The sequence below is a fragment of the Rhodococcus sp. C3V genome (genome assembly GCF_029269915.1).
GTDB classification, from domain to species: domain Bacteria; phylum Actinomycetota; class Actinomycetes; order Mycobacteriales; family Mycobacteriaceae; genus Rhodococcus_F; species Rhodococcus_F qingshengii.
Genome location: NZ_JARJBE010000001.1, coordinates 124,154 through 137,743 on the forward strand (window position 1 = coordinate 124,154; position 13,590 = coordinate 137,743).

The window sequence follows — 13,590 nt, forward strand, 5'->3', positions numbered from 1 at the left end:
TAGGCGAGCACATGAACAGCGAAGCGGCACAGCAGAAGCAGTATCCCGTGCTCGTCCTGATGGGTGTCTCGGGTTCGGGAAAGTCGACGGTCGGCGGCATGCTCGCCGGAGCGATGGGTTGGGACCTTCAAGAAGGCGACGATCTGCATCCGCAGGCGAACATCGACAAGATGGCGACCGGGCATCCGTTGAACGACGAAGACCGCTGGCCCTGGCTCGACAAGATCGCCGTCTGGATCAAGAGCCATACCGACGCCGGTCAGCCGGGCATCGTCACGTGTTCGGCACTCAAGCGGAGTTACCGCGACGTGCTTCGCGGTGAGCACGTCGTGTTCGTGCACCTCGCCGGTTCGCGGGATCAGATCGGCCAGCGATTGACCGCTCGCCTCGATCACTACATGCCCGCCTCGCTGCTCGACTCCCAGATCTCGACACTCGAGGCCGTCGACCCGGACGAACAGGCCATCGTCGTCGACGTGGGCGGGAGTCCCGCCAAGATCGCGGAGGAGATCCTGCGACGGGTGGAGACATTCGAATACTGAGCAAGCCCGGCGTGTAAGCACCCGAGGTTCGGGTTACGGTGCTTGGGTGACTGCTGCTGCGCAGACGGACTGAACCGTGACCGACTTCGACTTCCACAGCGTCTGGACGCTTCCTGCCTCTGCTGACCGCGTCTACGAGGTTCTCGCGGATGCCGAACGGTATTCGCAGTGGTGGCCTCAGATACGCCGAGTCGGGACGATCGACGAGCATTCAGGCTCCATGTCCATCCGCAGCGCTGTCCCTCTGACGCTGCTGGTCTTCGGGCGACGCGAGGTGGAAGACTCAGTTGACCGCTATCTGAAAGTGCGTCTCACCGGCGCAATGACCGGGTGGAGTAGCTGGGCGGTGCGCCCCGCTGGATCTGGTTGCGCAGCCGAATTTCGGCAACAGGTAGCGGTGTCCGGAGCGCTTGGTCTGGCCGCGAAGGTCGCGAAGCCGCTGTTCGAGTGGAATCATGAAGCGATGATGCGTGGAGGGCACCGCGGACTGTGCGCATATCTCTCCCGGCCGTGATCGCGACCAGAACTTGCACACGCTCGAGCAATTGATCCATACCCGTCGTGTCATTTTGACGCAGCGTCAGTTATCGTTCACATCAGCAGCCGACAAGTATGTGTAACTCAAATGCACAAAACGGCTTGACCTGGGAGGACGCTATGCGGACGCGAGATTCGACGGTATGGCATTGGAACGTGAGTCCGCGAGCGCGGGTTATCTTCTGCCTGACCAGGACGTTCGTGAAGCCGATGTTCACCCTCTGGCCGACCACCGAACGTGGTATCCGCCAACTCGAGCGACTCGACGCGATGGCGGACAAACTGCCGAAGCCGAAGAACCTCGATATCGAGCCTTTCACGCTGGGTGGTGTGCCCAGCGAGAAGGTGCAGCATCCACGCAAAGCGCAGGGCGAGTTGGCCGGCGCCACGATCCTCTACTTCCACGGAGGGGGATTCGTCTTCTGCGGTCTGGCAACGCACCGGGCACTGTGCGGTTTGCTCTCTGCGAAGGCCGGAGTACCGGTGATCTCCGTGCGCTACCGCCAGCTGCCGGAAGGTTCCATCGGCACCTCCGTCAAGGACGCAATGGCCGCGTACACCGCGTTGCTCGAGACAGCCGAAAACCCGAACAAGATTGTGGTTGCCGGTGACTCGGCGGGCGGATACCTGGCCATGAAGGTCGCCGAAATTACCGCACTGCGCGGAATCACGCGGCCCGCTGCCGTGGTGGGATATTCCCCTCTTCTCAACGTGAACCTCGAGGACCATGATCCCGATTTCATGAAACGTGATGCCTACCTACCGATGTCACAGGTCGAAAAGCTCAAGGACCGGTGGCTCGAGGGTCCGGACGAGATTCCTGGTGCGCAGTCGCCGATCAACGCCGACGCCAGTCTGATTCCGCCGTCGTTCCTGGTGTCCGCCGAATACGAACTGATGCGTCCGGACGTCGAGATCATGACCGAAAACTTGATCAAGGCAGGACAAGCCGTCGAAACGCACATCTGGAGTGGGCAGATCCATGCTTTCCCGGTGATCGGGAAAGCTCTTCGGGAGGGGAAGGCGATCGTCGATCTCACGATCAAGTTCCTCGAGCGAACGATGGCATCACAGAACCAGATCAGCGCCTGACGCTGCTTTTCAGCCGATCGATGTGAGTGTTGCGTAGTCGTCGTTGTCGAGAACGCCGTCGACGACTGCGCGAACTTCCGAGGCGTGCAACGTGATCGAACCGCCGTGATTGTCGAGGAAGGCTGTGTCTGCGGCATCTCGGCCGGTCGAGATGCGCACAAGATTGCTGCGCGGCGCCAATTGCGTTGCATCGACCACGCGCCAGACGTGGTCGATATTGGCTTCGACTACGGCGTGAAAATCCATCGGATCGCAGCCCGGCGCGTAGACAGCCACCAGTCGAGCGGGAATCCCCACGGCGCGCAGCAGTGAGATGGTCAGGTGCGAGTAGTCGCGGCACACTCCGGCGCCGGCGAGCAAGGTGTCGACCGCACTGTCGGTGCCGCGACTGGTGCCGGGAACATAACTCAAATGTGTACTCACCCAGCGAGTGACTTCGACGAGGAGTTCGGCCGGGGGAGTGGCGAGATCGAATTGCCCGGCGACAAAACCGAAGAACTTGTCGGCCTCGGCATACCGGCTGGGGCGCAGATATTTCGACACGTCGTAGTCGCTGACCGACGCCGGTTCTGCGCGGCCGATGACGGTTGCGTCGTAGCTGACGATCAGTTTTCCTGGGGCACAGTCGAGTAGGTGGATCCGGGTACCGTGTTCGGCGGTGATCTCGCGGGGTTCGAGCGGATTGCCGTCATGGACGAACGACATCGTTTCCAGCAGTTCGACACCCGGCGCGCGCGTCACCGCGATCTTGAACTCCAGGTTGGTCGCCTCGTCGATCTCGATGTCGAGCAGGGCGGCGACGGTACGTTTCATCGGGCCATCTTTACACCGAATACGGACACCCACCACCTGGGAGGATTGTGACGTGCGATCAGGCTTCGGGGTAGTCGACGTCGACGCCGCTGCTGAGGTCGCTGCACTCCACCAACTCGACCCCGTTCTTGCGTAGGTAGGTGTTGGCGCCGCCGTCCCCGGTGAGTGACTTTGCAAGCGTCGGCCAGTGGTCGCGTCCGATCAGGACGGGATGGCCCGGACGGCCGTGAAAGACAGCTCTTCGCAGTATGTTTCGTGATGGGGAGCTGTGACCCACGATCCGCGTCACGGTGTCGGCGTTGAGGTCCGGGACGTCGACCAGAGAGATCGCTGCCGCATCTGCGTCGTCGATTCGCATGGCGGCTTCGAGTCCGCAGCGCAGTGACGCGCTCATTCCGTGTTGCCAATCCGATATCACCACAATGACATCGGTGGTGGGCAGTAGTTCGAGGGCGTCCTCTGCCTGCGCGCCGAGCACCACGATGACCGGTGAGAGGCCTGCGGACTGCAGTGTCGTCACCCCGTGGTGGAGCCAAGACTGACCCTCGGTGTTTGTGACGAGCGCTTTGGGTTTGCCCATGCGGGATCCGGCCCCGGCCGCCAGCAGGATCCCGCACGTAGACATGACTATGCTCCGGTGACCCGCGGACGCAGCCACTCGATCAGATCGTTCAGAACTTCTTCCTGCTCAGGCTCGTTGAAGATCTCGTGGTACAGGCCGTCGTACACCTTCAAGGTGACATCCGAAGAGCCGGCCAGATCTGCGACGAGCTTGCTGCCGGCCGGGTCCGTCAAACGGTCGTCCGAGCCGTGTTGAAGCAGTAAGGGAATGGTGAGCGAGGGCAGGCGCGCCGGGAAGCCTTCCGCGGCGGTGATCATGCCGCGCGCGATGCCGGCGGGAACCTTGCCGTGGTGAACCAGCGGGTCGGCGTTGTACTTGTCGACGACCTTCTGATCACGCGATACGGCAGCAGCTTCCAGGTTCTCGACGGGCACGTCCGGGAGGTATTTGCCGACGATCTTGCCCAGCTGCATCACGATCTTCGGAGTGCCGGTTGCGATGATCACCGCAGGTCCGGACAGGGCGAGGGCTTTGAGATCGGCCTGATGGTCGAGGGCGTAGGAAAGGGCGATCGCGCCGCCCATGCTGTGCCCGAGCAGGAACTTGTCCTTGCCGGGATGTGCCGCCGTCACGATCGAGAACAACGTGTGGACGTCGTCGGTGAAGTCGGAGAATTCCTTGAGGTGAACGCGCTTGCCGCCAGAGCGTCCGTGCCCGCGATGGTCGGGTGCGTACACGATGAGCCCGAGTTCCCCGAGCCGCGCAGCAACATGGTCGTAGCGCCTCGCGTGTTCGCCGAGTCCGTGGCACAGGACGAGAACCCCGGTGGGTTCGCGGTCCGGTGTCCACACGTCGTAGACGATCTTGGTGCCGGCCACTCCGGTGAACGACGACTCTTCGTGCTGCATTGTTGCGCCCTCTCTGCGACCGGTTCCGGTACGCGGATTCTCACATGCTATTCGCCGCGTGCGCAGGGCGCGGGTGTTCAGGGTGTGAGGTCGTCGAGGAAAATTCGACACTTGTTTGTTACGTCTGGTTACATTAACTTAGGGGCGTGACCGGACAAACCGTTGATCGTTCCGACCCTGTTCCCGCCACCCGCTCGCGCCGATTGTGGCGACCCGCGGTTCGGGCTTTGCTGGACGGCGCGCTACCGCTGATCGACAAGCGAATGGCGGAATCGGTACGCCCGTTCGATCGGCCCGAGATGCTGCGTCCGCACCTGGCTTCGCGGAAGTTCGCGTGGACGCACTACGGGATCTTCGTTCCCCGGCTGCCAGGGCCTTTCCGTTACCTCAACACCATGACGTTGATCGGTGCAACCGGGACGGTGGTGTTCGACAACGACTATCTCGCTGCACCCGACGCGCGAAACACAGCAACCGTGCTGAGTTCCACCGCAGCGCCGGGCCATCACTTCTACCGGGCGTACGACGCTGCCGATGAGTGTGCGTTCGAAGAAGATGGTTCGCGAATCGCCTTCGGTGACAACCTGATCATCGAGAACAGCTATCCGAACTTCCGAGTCACCGGGCGATACGACTCATTCGACGTCGATCTCGAGATCGTGGCAACGGACCAAGCGTCGTGGTTCGTGCGTAATCCCGTCTACGACCACGTCAGTCTGCTGGCACAGTGCTCCGGAACAATTGCGAGTCCGGATGGACCGGTGAGTATTTCGGCTCCGTGCACCGTCGAGTACGCGCGGTGCATGACACCGCAATCGTTGACTCGCCGCGCCCTTCCCGAGTCGTGGAAGCTCCCGGCCGACTTTTTCACCTACCAGATCGTTCAACTGGACGACCGGCATCAGTTGTTGCTCACCGATGTTCGAGCGTCAGGGGTTACGGCGTGCAAGCTCGCCTACATTCGGACTGTCGACGGTAGTGCGAAGGTCTTCGACGACGTCGAGTTCGACGTGCTCGAGTACGCCGACGCATTGCACGTCGACCCACAGGGTCGCGAGATGCGTGTGCCGCGCGTACTGCGTTGGCAGGTACGCGATCACGGCAGGACGGTCGTGGAGTTCGAGGCCGAGATCGACTCGGAGTGGCGCTACGGTCACGGCAAGGGATACGTCGGCGCGTATACCTACCGGGGAAGCTTCGACGGTGCGTCGATCAACGGCACCGGTTACATCGAATGGGTGGACTGCGAAGTGTAAGGCCCCTAGGGTGTATCGGTGCCTTTCGTAGACCCCGCCGCGCTGACGATTCGTCCGCAGAAGATCCTTGTCGCGGGGACTTCCGGTGCCGGAAAGACGACTCTCGCCGGTCGAATCGGGCGGCTTCTCGAGATCGAACACACTGAGCTGGACTCGCTGTTCCACGGGCCCGGCTGGATTCCGCTCGACAGTTTCGAAACCGAAGTACGACGCTTTTCCAGCGAGCCGGCCTGGGTGACCGAGTGGCAGTACGGTGCGGTGCGTGAGCTTCTGGCCGAGCGTGCGGACCTGATGCTGTGGTTGGATCTGCCTCGGCGGACGGTGATGCGCCAGGTGATCACACGAACCGTGCGTCGGCGATTGCAGCGAGAGGTGTTGTGGAATCGCAACATGGAGCCTCCACTGCACACCATTCTGTTCGATCCGGATCACGTGGTGCGCTGGGCCTGGCGAACCGACGGACGCAACGCCGAGCGAATGACCACGGTTCTTGTCGATGTGCCGTCGTTGCCGATAGTTCGGCTGCGCAGTCGAGAAGAGATCGAGGCTGTGCTCGAAGTCCTCAGCCGTCTGCCCTCAGATCGTTTGAGCTAGGCGAAATCCCAGGTCGTCGATTGCAAACGTCGGATGGCTTCGCCTCCTTACGGTAGCGCCGCAACCGCGCTCGCTTTCGGCCCAACTGCCGCCGCGAAAGATCCGGTACGCGCCGTAGACCTCGGGGTCGTAGAGATCCCAGCACCATTCCCAGACATTGCCGATCATGTCGTACAGGCCCCAGTTGTTGGGTGCCTTCGTTCCGACGGGACGAGCCCTACCCTCTGAATTGTCGCTGTACCAAGCAATCTCGTCGATCTCGCCGTAGCGGTAGCCGGAGGTGCCGGCCTTGCATGCGTACTGCCACTCGGCCTCGGTGGCGAGCCGGTAGCCAGTTGCGCCCCGGTCCCACTGCGGAGAATCGGTGTCGACGTCTCGATATGCGGGTGTCAGACCGTCCGCGACCGAAAGTGCGTTGCAGGTTGCGATGGCGTCCTTCCATGAAAGGTCGACCGTTGGTTTGCTCGAATCGTCCGACGAATCTCCGTGAAGCAGCGCCCTGGTGGTGAGATGGCGTGCGAGGCGGAAGGATTCGACTTTCGAGGTCCACGCAGTACCTTTGCGGTCGTCCCGAAGGTGCACCTCGCCGGCAGGGATCTCGATCATCAACTCCGCTGCTCCGGTCATTCGTTCATCATCGCAGAGGTTGTCGCTCACCCGGGGAGACGCTCGAACGCTGCTTGTGGATCAAGGCCGGTGCGCATGCGCCATGCGGTCAGCGCAAGCCCGAGGCAGACCACCTGTGCCGGATCGTCGAGGGAAACACCCATCAGCTTCTCGATACGCGTGAGCCGTGCATAAAGCGACTGACGCCGAATGCCGAGGAAATCCGCGGTTCTCGCCTTGCCGCCCCGATGTGCGAGGTACGCGTCGAGCGTTCGGACGAGATCGGCGGAATGTGCTGTGTCGTATGCGATCAGCGAACCGAGTTGCTCGGTTACGAACACGGACAGCGAAGCGGGTGTCGTTCCGGCGGCGAGCAGTCGTTGGACGCCGACGTCCCTCGCGAGGATCACTCCGGTCCGGGTGCCGAAGCGCCGCGCGATCTGGACGACTTCGCGAGCTTGCGCGACCGCAGCCCCGACGCCCGACAGATCCGCGACCGGCGTCGCCACTCCGAGCGTGCGTACCGCGGAACCGCCCGGCCCGCGGCGTAGCAGCTCGTCGGCTTCGGTGAACGCAGTCCGCACTCGAGCGGGGGATGCGGACGCCCACCCGTGCGCGAGCACGATGACGTGATTGGCCGCAGTCCCGACGACACAGGAGCCGAGCACGGCCCGCACGGCGTCGCGTACTTGGTCAGCGAGCTCTCGAACCGGGGTTTGCCGATCGATGTCGACAGCGGCGACGAGGACGTGGTGCCCCTCCGACAACGGCGTCCACCCGGCCGCTGTCAGTCGCTCGGACAAGTCGCCGTGCGATGTGAGCACACCGCCCACCACGTCGGTGATCACCGATTGGGCGAGTGACTGTCTTGGGCCGAGATCGCCGTGACGGCCGAGTTCCAGAGCTACCGCGACGGCGGCGCAGTTTGCGACGGCGGTTCGGCGTGTGGTTGCCGGCCCGCACAGGACAAGTCGACCGAGTGAGTTCGTCGGGCCGCGTACGTCGTGGATAGTGCGTTCGGTCTCGGATCGCTCTGCGCCGGTTGTGCTGCGCTCGACGGTTCTGCCATCCGCGTCGAGCAGATCGACGCCGCACCCCGCGAGTCGTGACACCTTGTCGAGCAGCGCAGTCATGCCCTGGCCTGCAACCACGAGACTCAGAAGTTCTTGCCAGACAGGCTCGCCCGCTTGCGCCGAACCGAGAGTGCGGCGGAGCATGAGGTCGTGAAAGTCTTCGACCATCCGCTCGAAGGGCACTACTGCGTGCAGGGCCAAGAACGCGAGTCCCCGTCGGCGCGAAGCTTCGACGAGTTCGGGAGGGGCCGTGAGGAACGAGCGCCCGACTTCCATCGCGAGTGCGACGCATCCCGCGTCCGCCAATTGGTCGATGTAGGCGGTGAGCTGCTCGGGAGATCGCCCGTGCAGACCGAGGCCCGTGGTCAGAAGGACCTCACCTCCGGACAGCAGCCCACCCATTTCGTACACCTCGGACGAATGGACCCAGCGGACCACCGCGGTATCGACGTCGCCCGCGAGCACCTCGATTGCGGCGGCCTTGAACGAGGGCATCGCAAGAACTTGTCGCAGAGTCGGGAGCATTTCTATATCGTCCGCCGAGGGGGCACTTCGTCATAGAGCTAGTTCTGCCGAACTGACAGGTTGTCCCTTGTCGGGCTGTTACCACCGTGGTCGGATTGTGACACGAGCCACAATCGACGATTTTGGTCAGACTCCAGGAGCGCACATGAATCATCCGGCACACACCGATGAGTATTTTCTCGGACTTGCGATCGAACAGGCGAAGATCGGTTGGGAGGAGGGCGGCGTGCCGATCGGCGCGGCGCTGATTCACCGGGGCGAGGTTCTCGCAGTCGGACGTAACCGTCGGGTCCAGATGAACAGCGCCATCCGTCATGGCGAGACCGACTGCATCGAGCGCGCCGGACGACTGCCGGCCTCGGTGTATCGCGAGTGTGTCCTCTACACGACTTTGTCGCCGTGCTTCATGTGCGCCGGAACGGCTCGCCTGTACGAGATCCCTCGAATCGTGGTCGGCGAAAATCGTTCCTTCGAGGCATCGGAGGAATGGTTGCGCAGCAGCGGAATTCAGGTCGACGTCGTCGACGACGCGGAGTGTGTGGCACTGATGGACCGCATGCTGGCCGAGCGCCCGAGCCTGTGGCTCGAAGACATCGGCGAAGTTGTATGAGCAGCGCCGTTGAACCTGCCACGGTCGCAGGCGATTCGGAGAGCGCAGGCCCCCCGGTCGATCCTGACTATCCCGTTACTCCGGTTCCGCTTCATGCACGAAAGCCGTTCTTCTCGCTCGCGGTGGTGTTGTTGGGGTTCACCATCTTCACACCGACGATGTTGGCCGGAGCAGCGCTCGGTACCGCGTTCTCGTTCTGGAAACTGATGGTGGTGATCGCCGCCGGATCCGCCATCTTGGGGGTTTACGTCGCCATGATGGGGTTCGTCGGAGCTCGAACCGGACTGACAACAGTTGTGATGGCGCGCTACAGTTTCGGCACTCGCGGGTCCAAGCTCGCTTCGATCCTGCTGGGCGGTACCCAGATCGGCTGGTACGGAGTCATCATCGGCACGATCGGCGATCTCACCGCCCAGGCGCTGGGCTGGGATTCCTACCTCGCCAGGGCGTCGGTGATGATCGCGGCGAGCATCTTGATGTGCGTCACCGCCTGCTACGGCTACCGCGGAATGTACTGGGTTTCGCTCGTCTCGACGCCCTTGATCCTGGCGTTGGCCTGCTGGGTCGTATTCCGGTCCCTCGAAGAGGTCGGTGGATTCTCCGGCCTGGTCTCGGTTCAACCGCAGACGACCATGACGATCGCGCTAGCAATCACCACTGTCGTCGGCACGTTCGTATCGGCGGGAACGCAAGCGCCCAACTGGACCAGATTTGCTCGCTCCGGATCACAAGCGGTGTGGGCCTGCGTTATCGGGTTCCTCCTCGGAAACGGATTGATGATCCTGTTCGGCGCCATCGGAGCCATCACGTTCCACGAGGGTGACTTCGTGTTGATCCTCTACAACCTCGGGCTTGTCGGCTGGGGCCTGGTCTTGCTGTTCGGAAACCTCTGGAAGAGCAACGCAGACACCGCATACGCATTCGGAGTGGCCGGTGCCGAACTGTTCAGAAAGCCCCGCAAGACCCCGTTCGTCATCGGTGGATGTGTGATCGGCACGGCGCTCGCTCTGACCGGTGTGCACAACCATCTGGTCGACTACCTGAGCCTGCTCGGAACTTTCATCCCGCCATTGGGCGGCGTGATCATCGCTGACTTCCTGTGCCGGTGGCGGCGAGGCATACCCGAGGGGTACACCCCGCAGCCGGTCCACTGGCGAAACCTGGCCGTCTATGCCGTCGCAGCGTTCCTCGCTTGGCTTTCCGGTGAGTTCGAGGTGGGAATCCCGCCGCTGATCGGAATCGTGGTAGCCATTGCACTGACGATGTTCCTGCACAAGGCGTTTGGCAACAGATCGGCAGATCGGGAGGTCTCGACCTCCACCGTCTGAATCATGCTTCAGGCACCAGCGAGCCCCCGGCGGTATCGACCGCGCCGGGGGCTCGCGCACTTGATGGAAAGGGCAGACGCTTCCGTCTCAACCGTCATCGCAGAACAGGCAGGTACGGTGCCTCGATACCCTGCTCTTCGAACGCAGTCAGCGCCGAGCGCGCAAATGCGCGCTGGACTGCCCATTGGCGCCCAGGCTTGACCTGCGCCGTCACTCGAATGGTAATTGCCTCGGCAGTAACCGAATTGACTCCCAGCATCTCCGGCTTGTCGATCATGTCCGCCCTGATCGGTTCGGACTCTGCCGCCTCGAGGACAGCTCGCGTCGCCACCTCACACGCTTTGTGCACGTTCGCATTGTGGGCGATCGGGAGATCGAGAACTGCAGTGGCGTAACCCTGACTCATGTTGCCCACTCGCAGGATTTCGCCGTTGCGGCAGTACCACAAGGTGCCGTTCACATCTCGAATCGTGGTGACGCGCAGGCCCACTGTTTCGACGGTGCCGACCGCGTCGCCGAGATCGACGACGTCGCCGACACCGTACTGATCTTCCAGCAACATGAAGATGCCGGAGAGGAAGTCACGCACCAGGTTTTGTGCACCGAAACCGATGGCAAGACCGATGACGCCGGCGGATGCGATGAACGGCGCGACGTTGATCCCGAGGATGCCGAGGATCTGCAGCACACACCAGACGAGGATGACGATGGACACCGTCGATTTGAGTACCGAACCGATGGTCCGGGCTCGCTGCGATCGGCGCTCGTTCACCTTGGCGTTCGGAGACTTGCGAGGCTTCGACATTCGATCGATCCCGCGGTGCAGTGCGAAGCGCAGAACGACTGCGAGCGCCACGTAGATCGCGATCTCGACGGGTCGGTGAATCAACCAGTCTCGGTTGGTATCGGTCAGTTCCCATGCTTGTATTTCGGAAATCATCTCCATGCAGTCTACGGATTCGGGCCGATCCGGGCATCGGTGCAGGGCAGACGGTCCAAAGCCGAACAGGCAGCTAGGCTTACGTCATGGCTGCGTTCACTGGCATACCCGTTGCTGCACTCGATTTCTACGAAGACCTGGAAGCCGACAACAGCAAGACCTGGTGGGCAGCGCACAAGGAGACGTACGACGAAGTGGTTCGTCGTCCGATGGCGTCGTTGACCGCAGCGTTGGAGGACGAATTCGGCACGGCCAAGCTCTTTCGGCCGTATCGTGACGTTCGATTCTCGAAGGACAAGATCCCGTACAAGACGCACCAGGGAGCGTTCGTCGGTCTCGCCGAGAGCTGTGGCTACTACGTGCAGATCGACGCGGCAGGGTTGATGGTGGCCGGTGGTTTCTACGCCAGCAGTTCGGAGACCATCGCGCGTTATCGTGCGGCTGTCGACGACGACGTTCGAGGCCCGGAGCTCGAGAAGATCCTGGCCTCCGTCGAGAAGGCCGGATTCACGATCGGCGGCGACAAGCTCAAGACGGCGCCTCGCGGATACACGGTCGATCACCCGCGGATCGAATTGCTGCGTCACAAGTCGCTGACCGCTGGGCGTACTTACCCGAGCCCGCCGTGGTTGGACAGCGCCAGGACGTTGAAGGAAGTTCGCGCGGCGTGGCGCGCACTGACGCCTTTGGTCGAATGGTCCGGACAGGTGCTCGGGCCGAACTGACCGTCCGACAGAAAAGTGTGACGTAGCCGTAGGAGAGTTCACCTCGAGTTCATCAAAACCCGAGACGCCTGGGGCTAGCGTGGTGTGTGTAACCGAAAGTTTCGACCCCGCTTCGAGTCGCAGCGCCGCAGTTCGAAGCCATTTTCTCTCGATCGACATCGTGAACAACCCGTGTCAGTGGAGACCATCATGGCTATGTTTCTCGCTCTCGTCCTGATCATCTCGGTCCTCGGAATCGTCGGCACCTACCTCGCGTTCAGTGCGGTCTACTTCGTCGAGATGCGCAAACTCGACAAGTAAGGGGTGCGAATTGGCCTGATTCGACTATTTCTGGGCCGATCGCGACGACCCTCCCTGCGTACGCTGTTAGGGCATCCTTATCCGCTCGCAACAGTGGATGATTCATTTCTTTTGGAGGTTCGACACGCATGCCCGCTCAATCCACGCTCTTGCTTCCCGAGGGCTACTCCGACAACCGCCTCGTTTCGGACCTCACACGTCGGCAGTTCGGCTTCGGTGCCGGGATCGCCGGGCTGGGCGCGTTCCTGGCGGCCTGCGGTGACAGCGGGAGCAGTTCGGGTGAAACCGAAATGCGTTCTGTGACGACACCTCTCGGAACGTACGACATTCCTGTCAATCCGAAGCGGGTTGTCGCGATCGACTCACGGCTCGACCTGGAACCTGCTGTAGCGCTGGAACTTCCGCTCGTCGGTTACACGTACGCCCAGGCGACACCGTGGGTGCCTATCGATTCGTCGGTACCGTTCCTGTCGGAGATCCCCAACCGCGAGCAGATCTTGGCGCTCGAGCCCGACCTGATCGTGTGCCTGAACTACGAGAGCGAGTGGTGGCCGGTGGCCGAGATGTCCACCATCGCACCGGTTCTGACGACAGAGTTCACCGACGACTGGCGCACAAACCTCTCGCGGTTGTCGGGCTGGCTCGGTCGAACGGCCACACTCGATCGATTGACGCTCGACTACGACAATCTGATTTCCGACATCCGCAGTCGTCATGCCGAGAAGATTGCGTCCAAGACCGTCGCCAGTGTCTCGTTCATGCCGGACACGAACACGCTGTACGTCACGAGCATCCGTACCTCCGAGAAGGGCGACAAGCCCAGCGACATGACGCTCGGCGACATCGGTGGCAAAACCGCCACCTCGGAGGGGCTCGATCCCGAGGGCGGGGTCAGCCTCGAGGGCCTCGACGTGCTGGCCGGCGTCGACGGCTTCATGATCACCGAAAACGAGGACAGTGCGGCGTACCAGGCATTGGTGGCGAGCAAGCTGTGGCAGCGACTCCCGGCAGTGCAGGCGGGCAACGTCACCAGTCTGGGTGGCTCTACCTTCTACGGTTCGATCTACACGATTTCCTACGTGGCGCAGGGTTGGGATGCCCTGTACAACAAGATCAGCTGAAGCCTCTGCCGACCGGACCGATGAGTTTAGGTAACGCGGGCGGTCTAATCAGGTAGGC

The 13,590-nt window shown here is 62.2% G+C and carries 15 protein-coding genes; 9 read left to right on the forward strand and 6 right to left on the reverse strand.

Translation table 11 applies throughout. The features are described from left to right. Positions 1 to 11: 11 nt before the first annotated feature. The 3 genes from P3G66_RS00645 (at position 12) to P3G66_RS00655 (ending at position 2,171) form a co-directional block, all read left to right on the forward strand. Positions 12 to 542, forward strand: coding sequence for a gluconokinase (locus P3G66_RS00645; RefSeq protein WP_003940404.1), 531 nt, complete (start codon positions 12 to 14; stop codon positions 540 to 542). A 76-nt stretch (positions 543 to 618) separates the two neighbouring features. After that, complete coding sequence (locus P3G66_RS00650; RefSeq protein WP_054801947.1) at positions 619 to 1,056, forward strand: SRPBCC family protein; 438 nt, start codon at positions 619 to 621, stop codon at positions 1,054 to 1,056. A 143-nt stretch (positions 1,057 to 1,199) separates the two neighbouring features. Beyond that, positions 1,200 to 2,171: an alpha/beta hydrolase gene (locus P3G66_RS00655; protein ID WP_054825391.1), complete on the forward strand. Its 972-nt coding sequence runs from the start codon at positions 1,200 to 1,202 to the stop codon at positions 2,169 to 2,171. 9 nt (positions 2,172 to 2,180) lie between these two features. Here the strand turns inward: P3G66_RS00655 and P3G66_RS00660 are convergent, their stop codons facing one another. The 3 genes from P3G66_RS00660 to P3G66_RS00670 are packed head-to-tail and all read right to left on the reverse strand — an operon-like array spanning position 2,181 to position 4,454. After that, complete coding sequence (locus P3G66_RS00660) at positions 2,181 to 2,984, reverse strand: transglutaminase-like domain-containing protein (RefSeq protein WP_064073888.1); 804 nt, start codon at positions 2,982 to 2,984, stop codon at positions 2,181 to 2,183. Positions 2,985 to 3,042: 58 nt separating this feature from the next. Next, positions 3,043 to 3,609 (reverse strand): nucleotidyltransferase family protein, encoded by a 567-nt coding sequence (locus P3G66_RS00665; RefSeq protein ID WP_231782588.1) that lies wholly within the window; start codon positions 3,607 to 3,609, stop codon positions 3,043 to 3,045. 2 nt (positions 3,610 to 3,611) lie between these two features. Continuing rightward, positions 3,612 to 4,454 (reverse strand): alpha/beta hydrolase, encoded by an 843-nt coding sequence (locus P3G66_RS00670; protein WP_276116066.1) that lies wholly within the window; start codon positions 4,452 to 4,454, stop codon positions 3,612 to 3,614. A gap of 146 nt (positions 4,455 to 4,600) precedes the next feature. Between P3G66_RS00670 and P3G66_RS00675 the strand changes: the two genes are divergently transcribed. Both P3G66_RS00675 and P3G66_RS00680 read left to right on the forward strand, forming a co-directional pair. Then, positions 4,601 to 5,710: a DUF6670 family protein gene (locus P3G66_RS00675; protein WP_210377760.1), complete on the forward strand. Its 1,110-nt coding sequence runs from the start codon at positions 4,601 to 4,603 to the stop codon at positions 5,708 to 5,710. 18 nt (positions 5,711 to 5,728) lie between these two features. Next, positions 5,729 to 6,304 (forward strand): AAA family ATPase, encoded by a 576-nt coding sequence (locus tag P3G66_RS00680; RefSeq protein ID WP_276116067.1) that lies wholly within the window; start codon positions 5,729 to 5,731, stop codon positions 6,302 to 6,304. On the opposite strand, the gene P3G66_RS00685 is transcribed toward P3G66_RS00680, so the two are convergent. Together P3G66_RS00685 and P3G66_RS00690 are read right to left on the reverse strand one after the other, a co-directional pair. Beyond that, complete coding sequence (locus P3G66_RS00685; RefSeq protein ID WP_276116068.1) at positions 6,287 to 6,931, reverse strand: SUMF1/EgtB/PvdO family nonheme iron enzyme; 645 nt, start codon at positions 6,929 to 6,931, stop codon at positions 6,287 to 6,289. The genes P3G66_RS00680 and P3G66_RS00685 overlap by 18 nt on opposite strands. A gap of 26 nt (positions 6,932 to 6,957) precedes the next feature. Next, the gene (locus tag P3G66_RS00690; RefSeq protein WP_241064861.1) at positions 6,958 to 8,478 is read right to left on the reverse strand and encodes a PucR family transcriptional regulator; all 1,521 of its coding nucleotides are present in this window, start codon (positions 8,476 to 8,478) and stop codon (positions 6,958 to 6,960) included. A gap of 175 nt (positions 8,479 to 8,653) precedes the next feature. Between P3G66_RS00690 and P3G66_RS00695 the strand changes: the two genes are divergently transcribed. Beyond that, the gene (locus tag P3G66_RS00695) at positions 8,654 to 9,118 is read left to right on the forward strand and encodes a nucleoside deaminase (RefSeq protein ID WP_003940577.1); all 465 of its coding nucleotides are present in this window, start codon (positions 8,654 to 8,656) and stop codon (positions 9,116 to 9,118) included. Continuing rightward, positions 9,115 to 10,446, forward strand: a complete 1,332-nt coding sequence (gene codB / locus P3G66_RS00700; protein ID WP_276116069.1) for a cytosine permease — start codon at positions 9,115 to 9,117, stop codon at positions 10,444 to 10,446. Before P3G66_RS00695 ends, codB begins: the two co-directional genes overlap by 4 nt. 94 nt (positions 10,447 to 10,540) lie before the next feature. Here the strand turns inward: codB and P3G66_RS00705 are convergent, their stop codons facing one another. Beyond that, on the reverse strand, positions 10,541 to 11,386 hold the full coding sequence (locus P3G66_RS00705) for a mechanosensitive ion channel family protein (RefSeq protein WP_003939801.1): 846 nt from the start codon (positions 11,384 to 11,386) through the stop codon (positions 10,541 to 10,543). An 86-nt stretch (positions 11,387 to 11,472) separates the two neighbouring features. On the opposite strand from P3G66_RS00705, the gene P3G66_RS00710 reads away from it, so the two are divergent. Together P3G66_RS00710 and P3G66_RS00715 are read left to right on the forward strand one after the other, a co-directional pair. After that, positions 11,473 to 12,111: a DUF2461 domain-containing protein gene (locus tag P3G66_RS00710; RefSeq protein WP_054828147.1), complete on the forward strand. Its 639-nt coding sequence runs from the start codon at positions 11,473 to 11,475 to the stop codon at positions 12,109 to 12,111. A gap of 428 nt (positions 12,112 to 12,539) precedes the next feature. Further along, positions 12,540 to 13,532 (forward strand): ABC transporter substrate-binding protein, encoded by a 993-nt coding sequence (locus P3G66_RS00715; RefSeq protein ID WP_007729992.1) that lies wholly within the window; start codon positions 12,540 to 12,542, stop codon positions 13,530 to 13,532. Positions 13,533 to 13,590 lie beyond the last annotated feature (58 nt).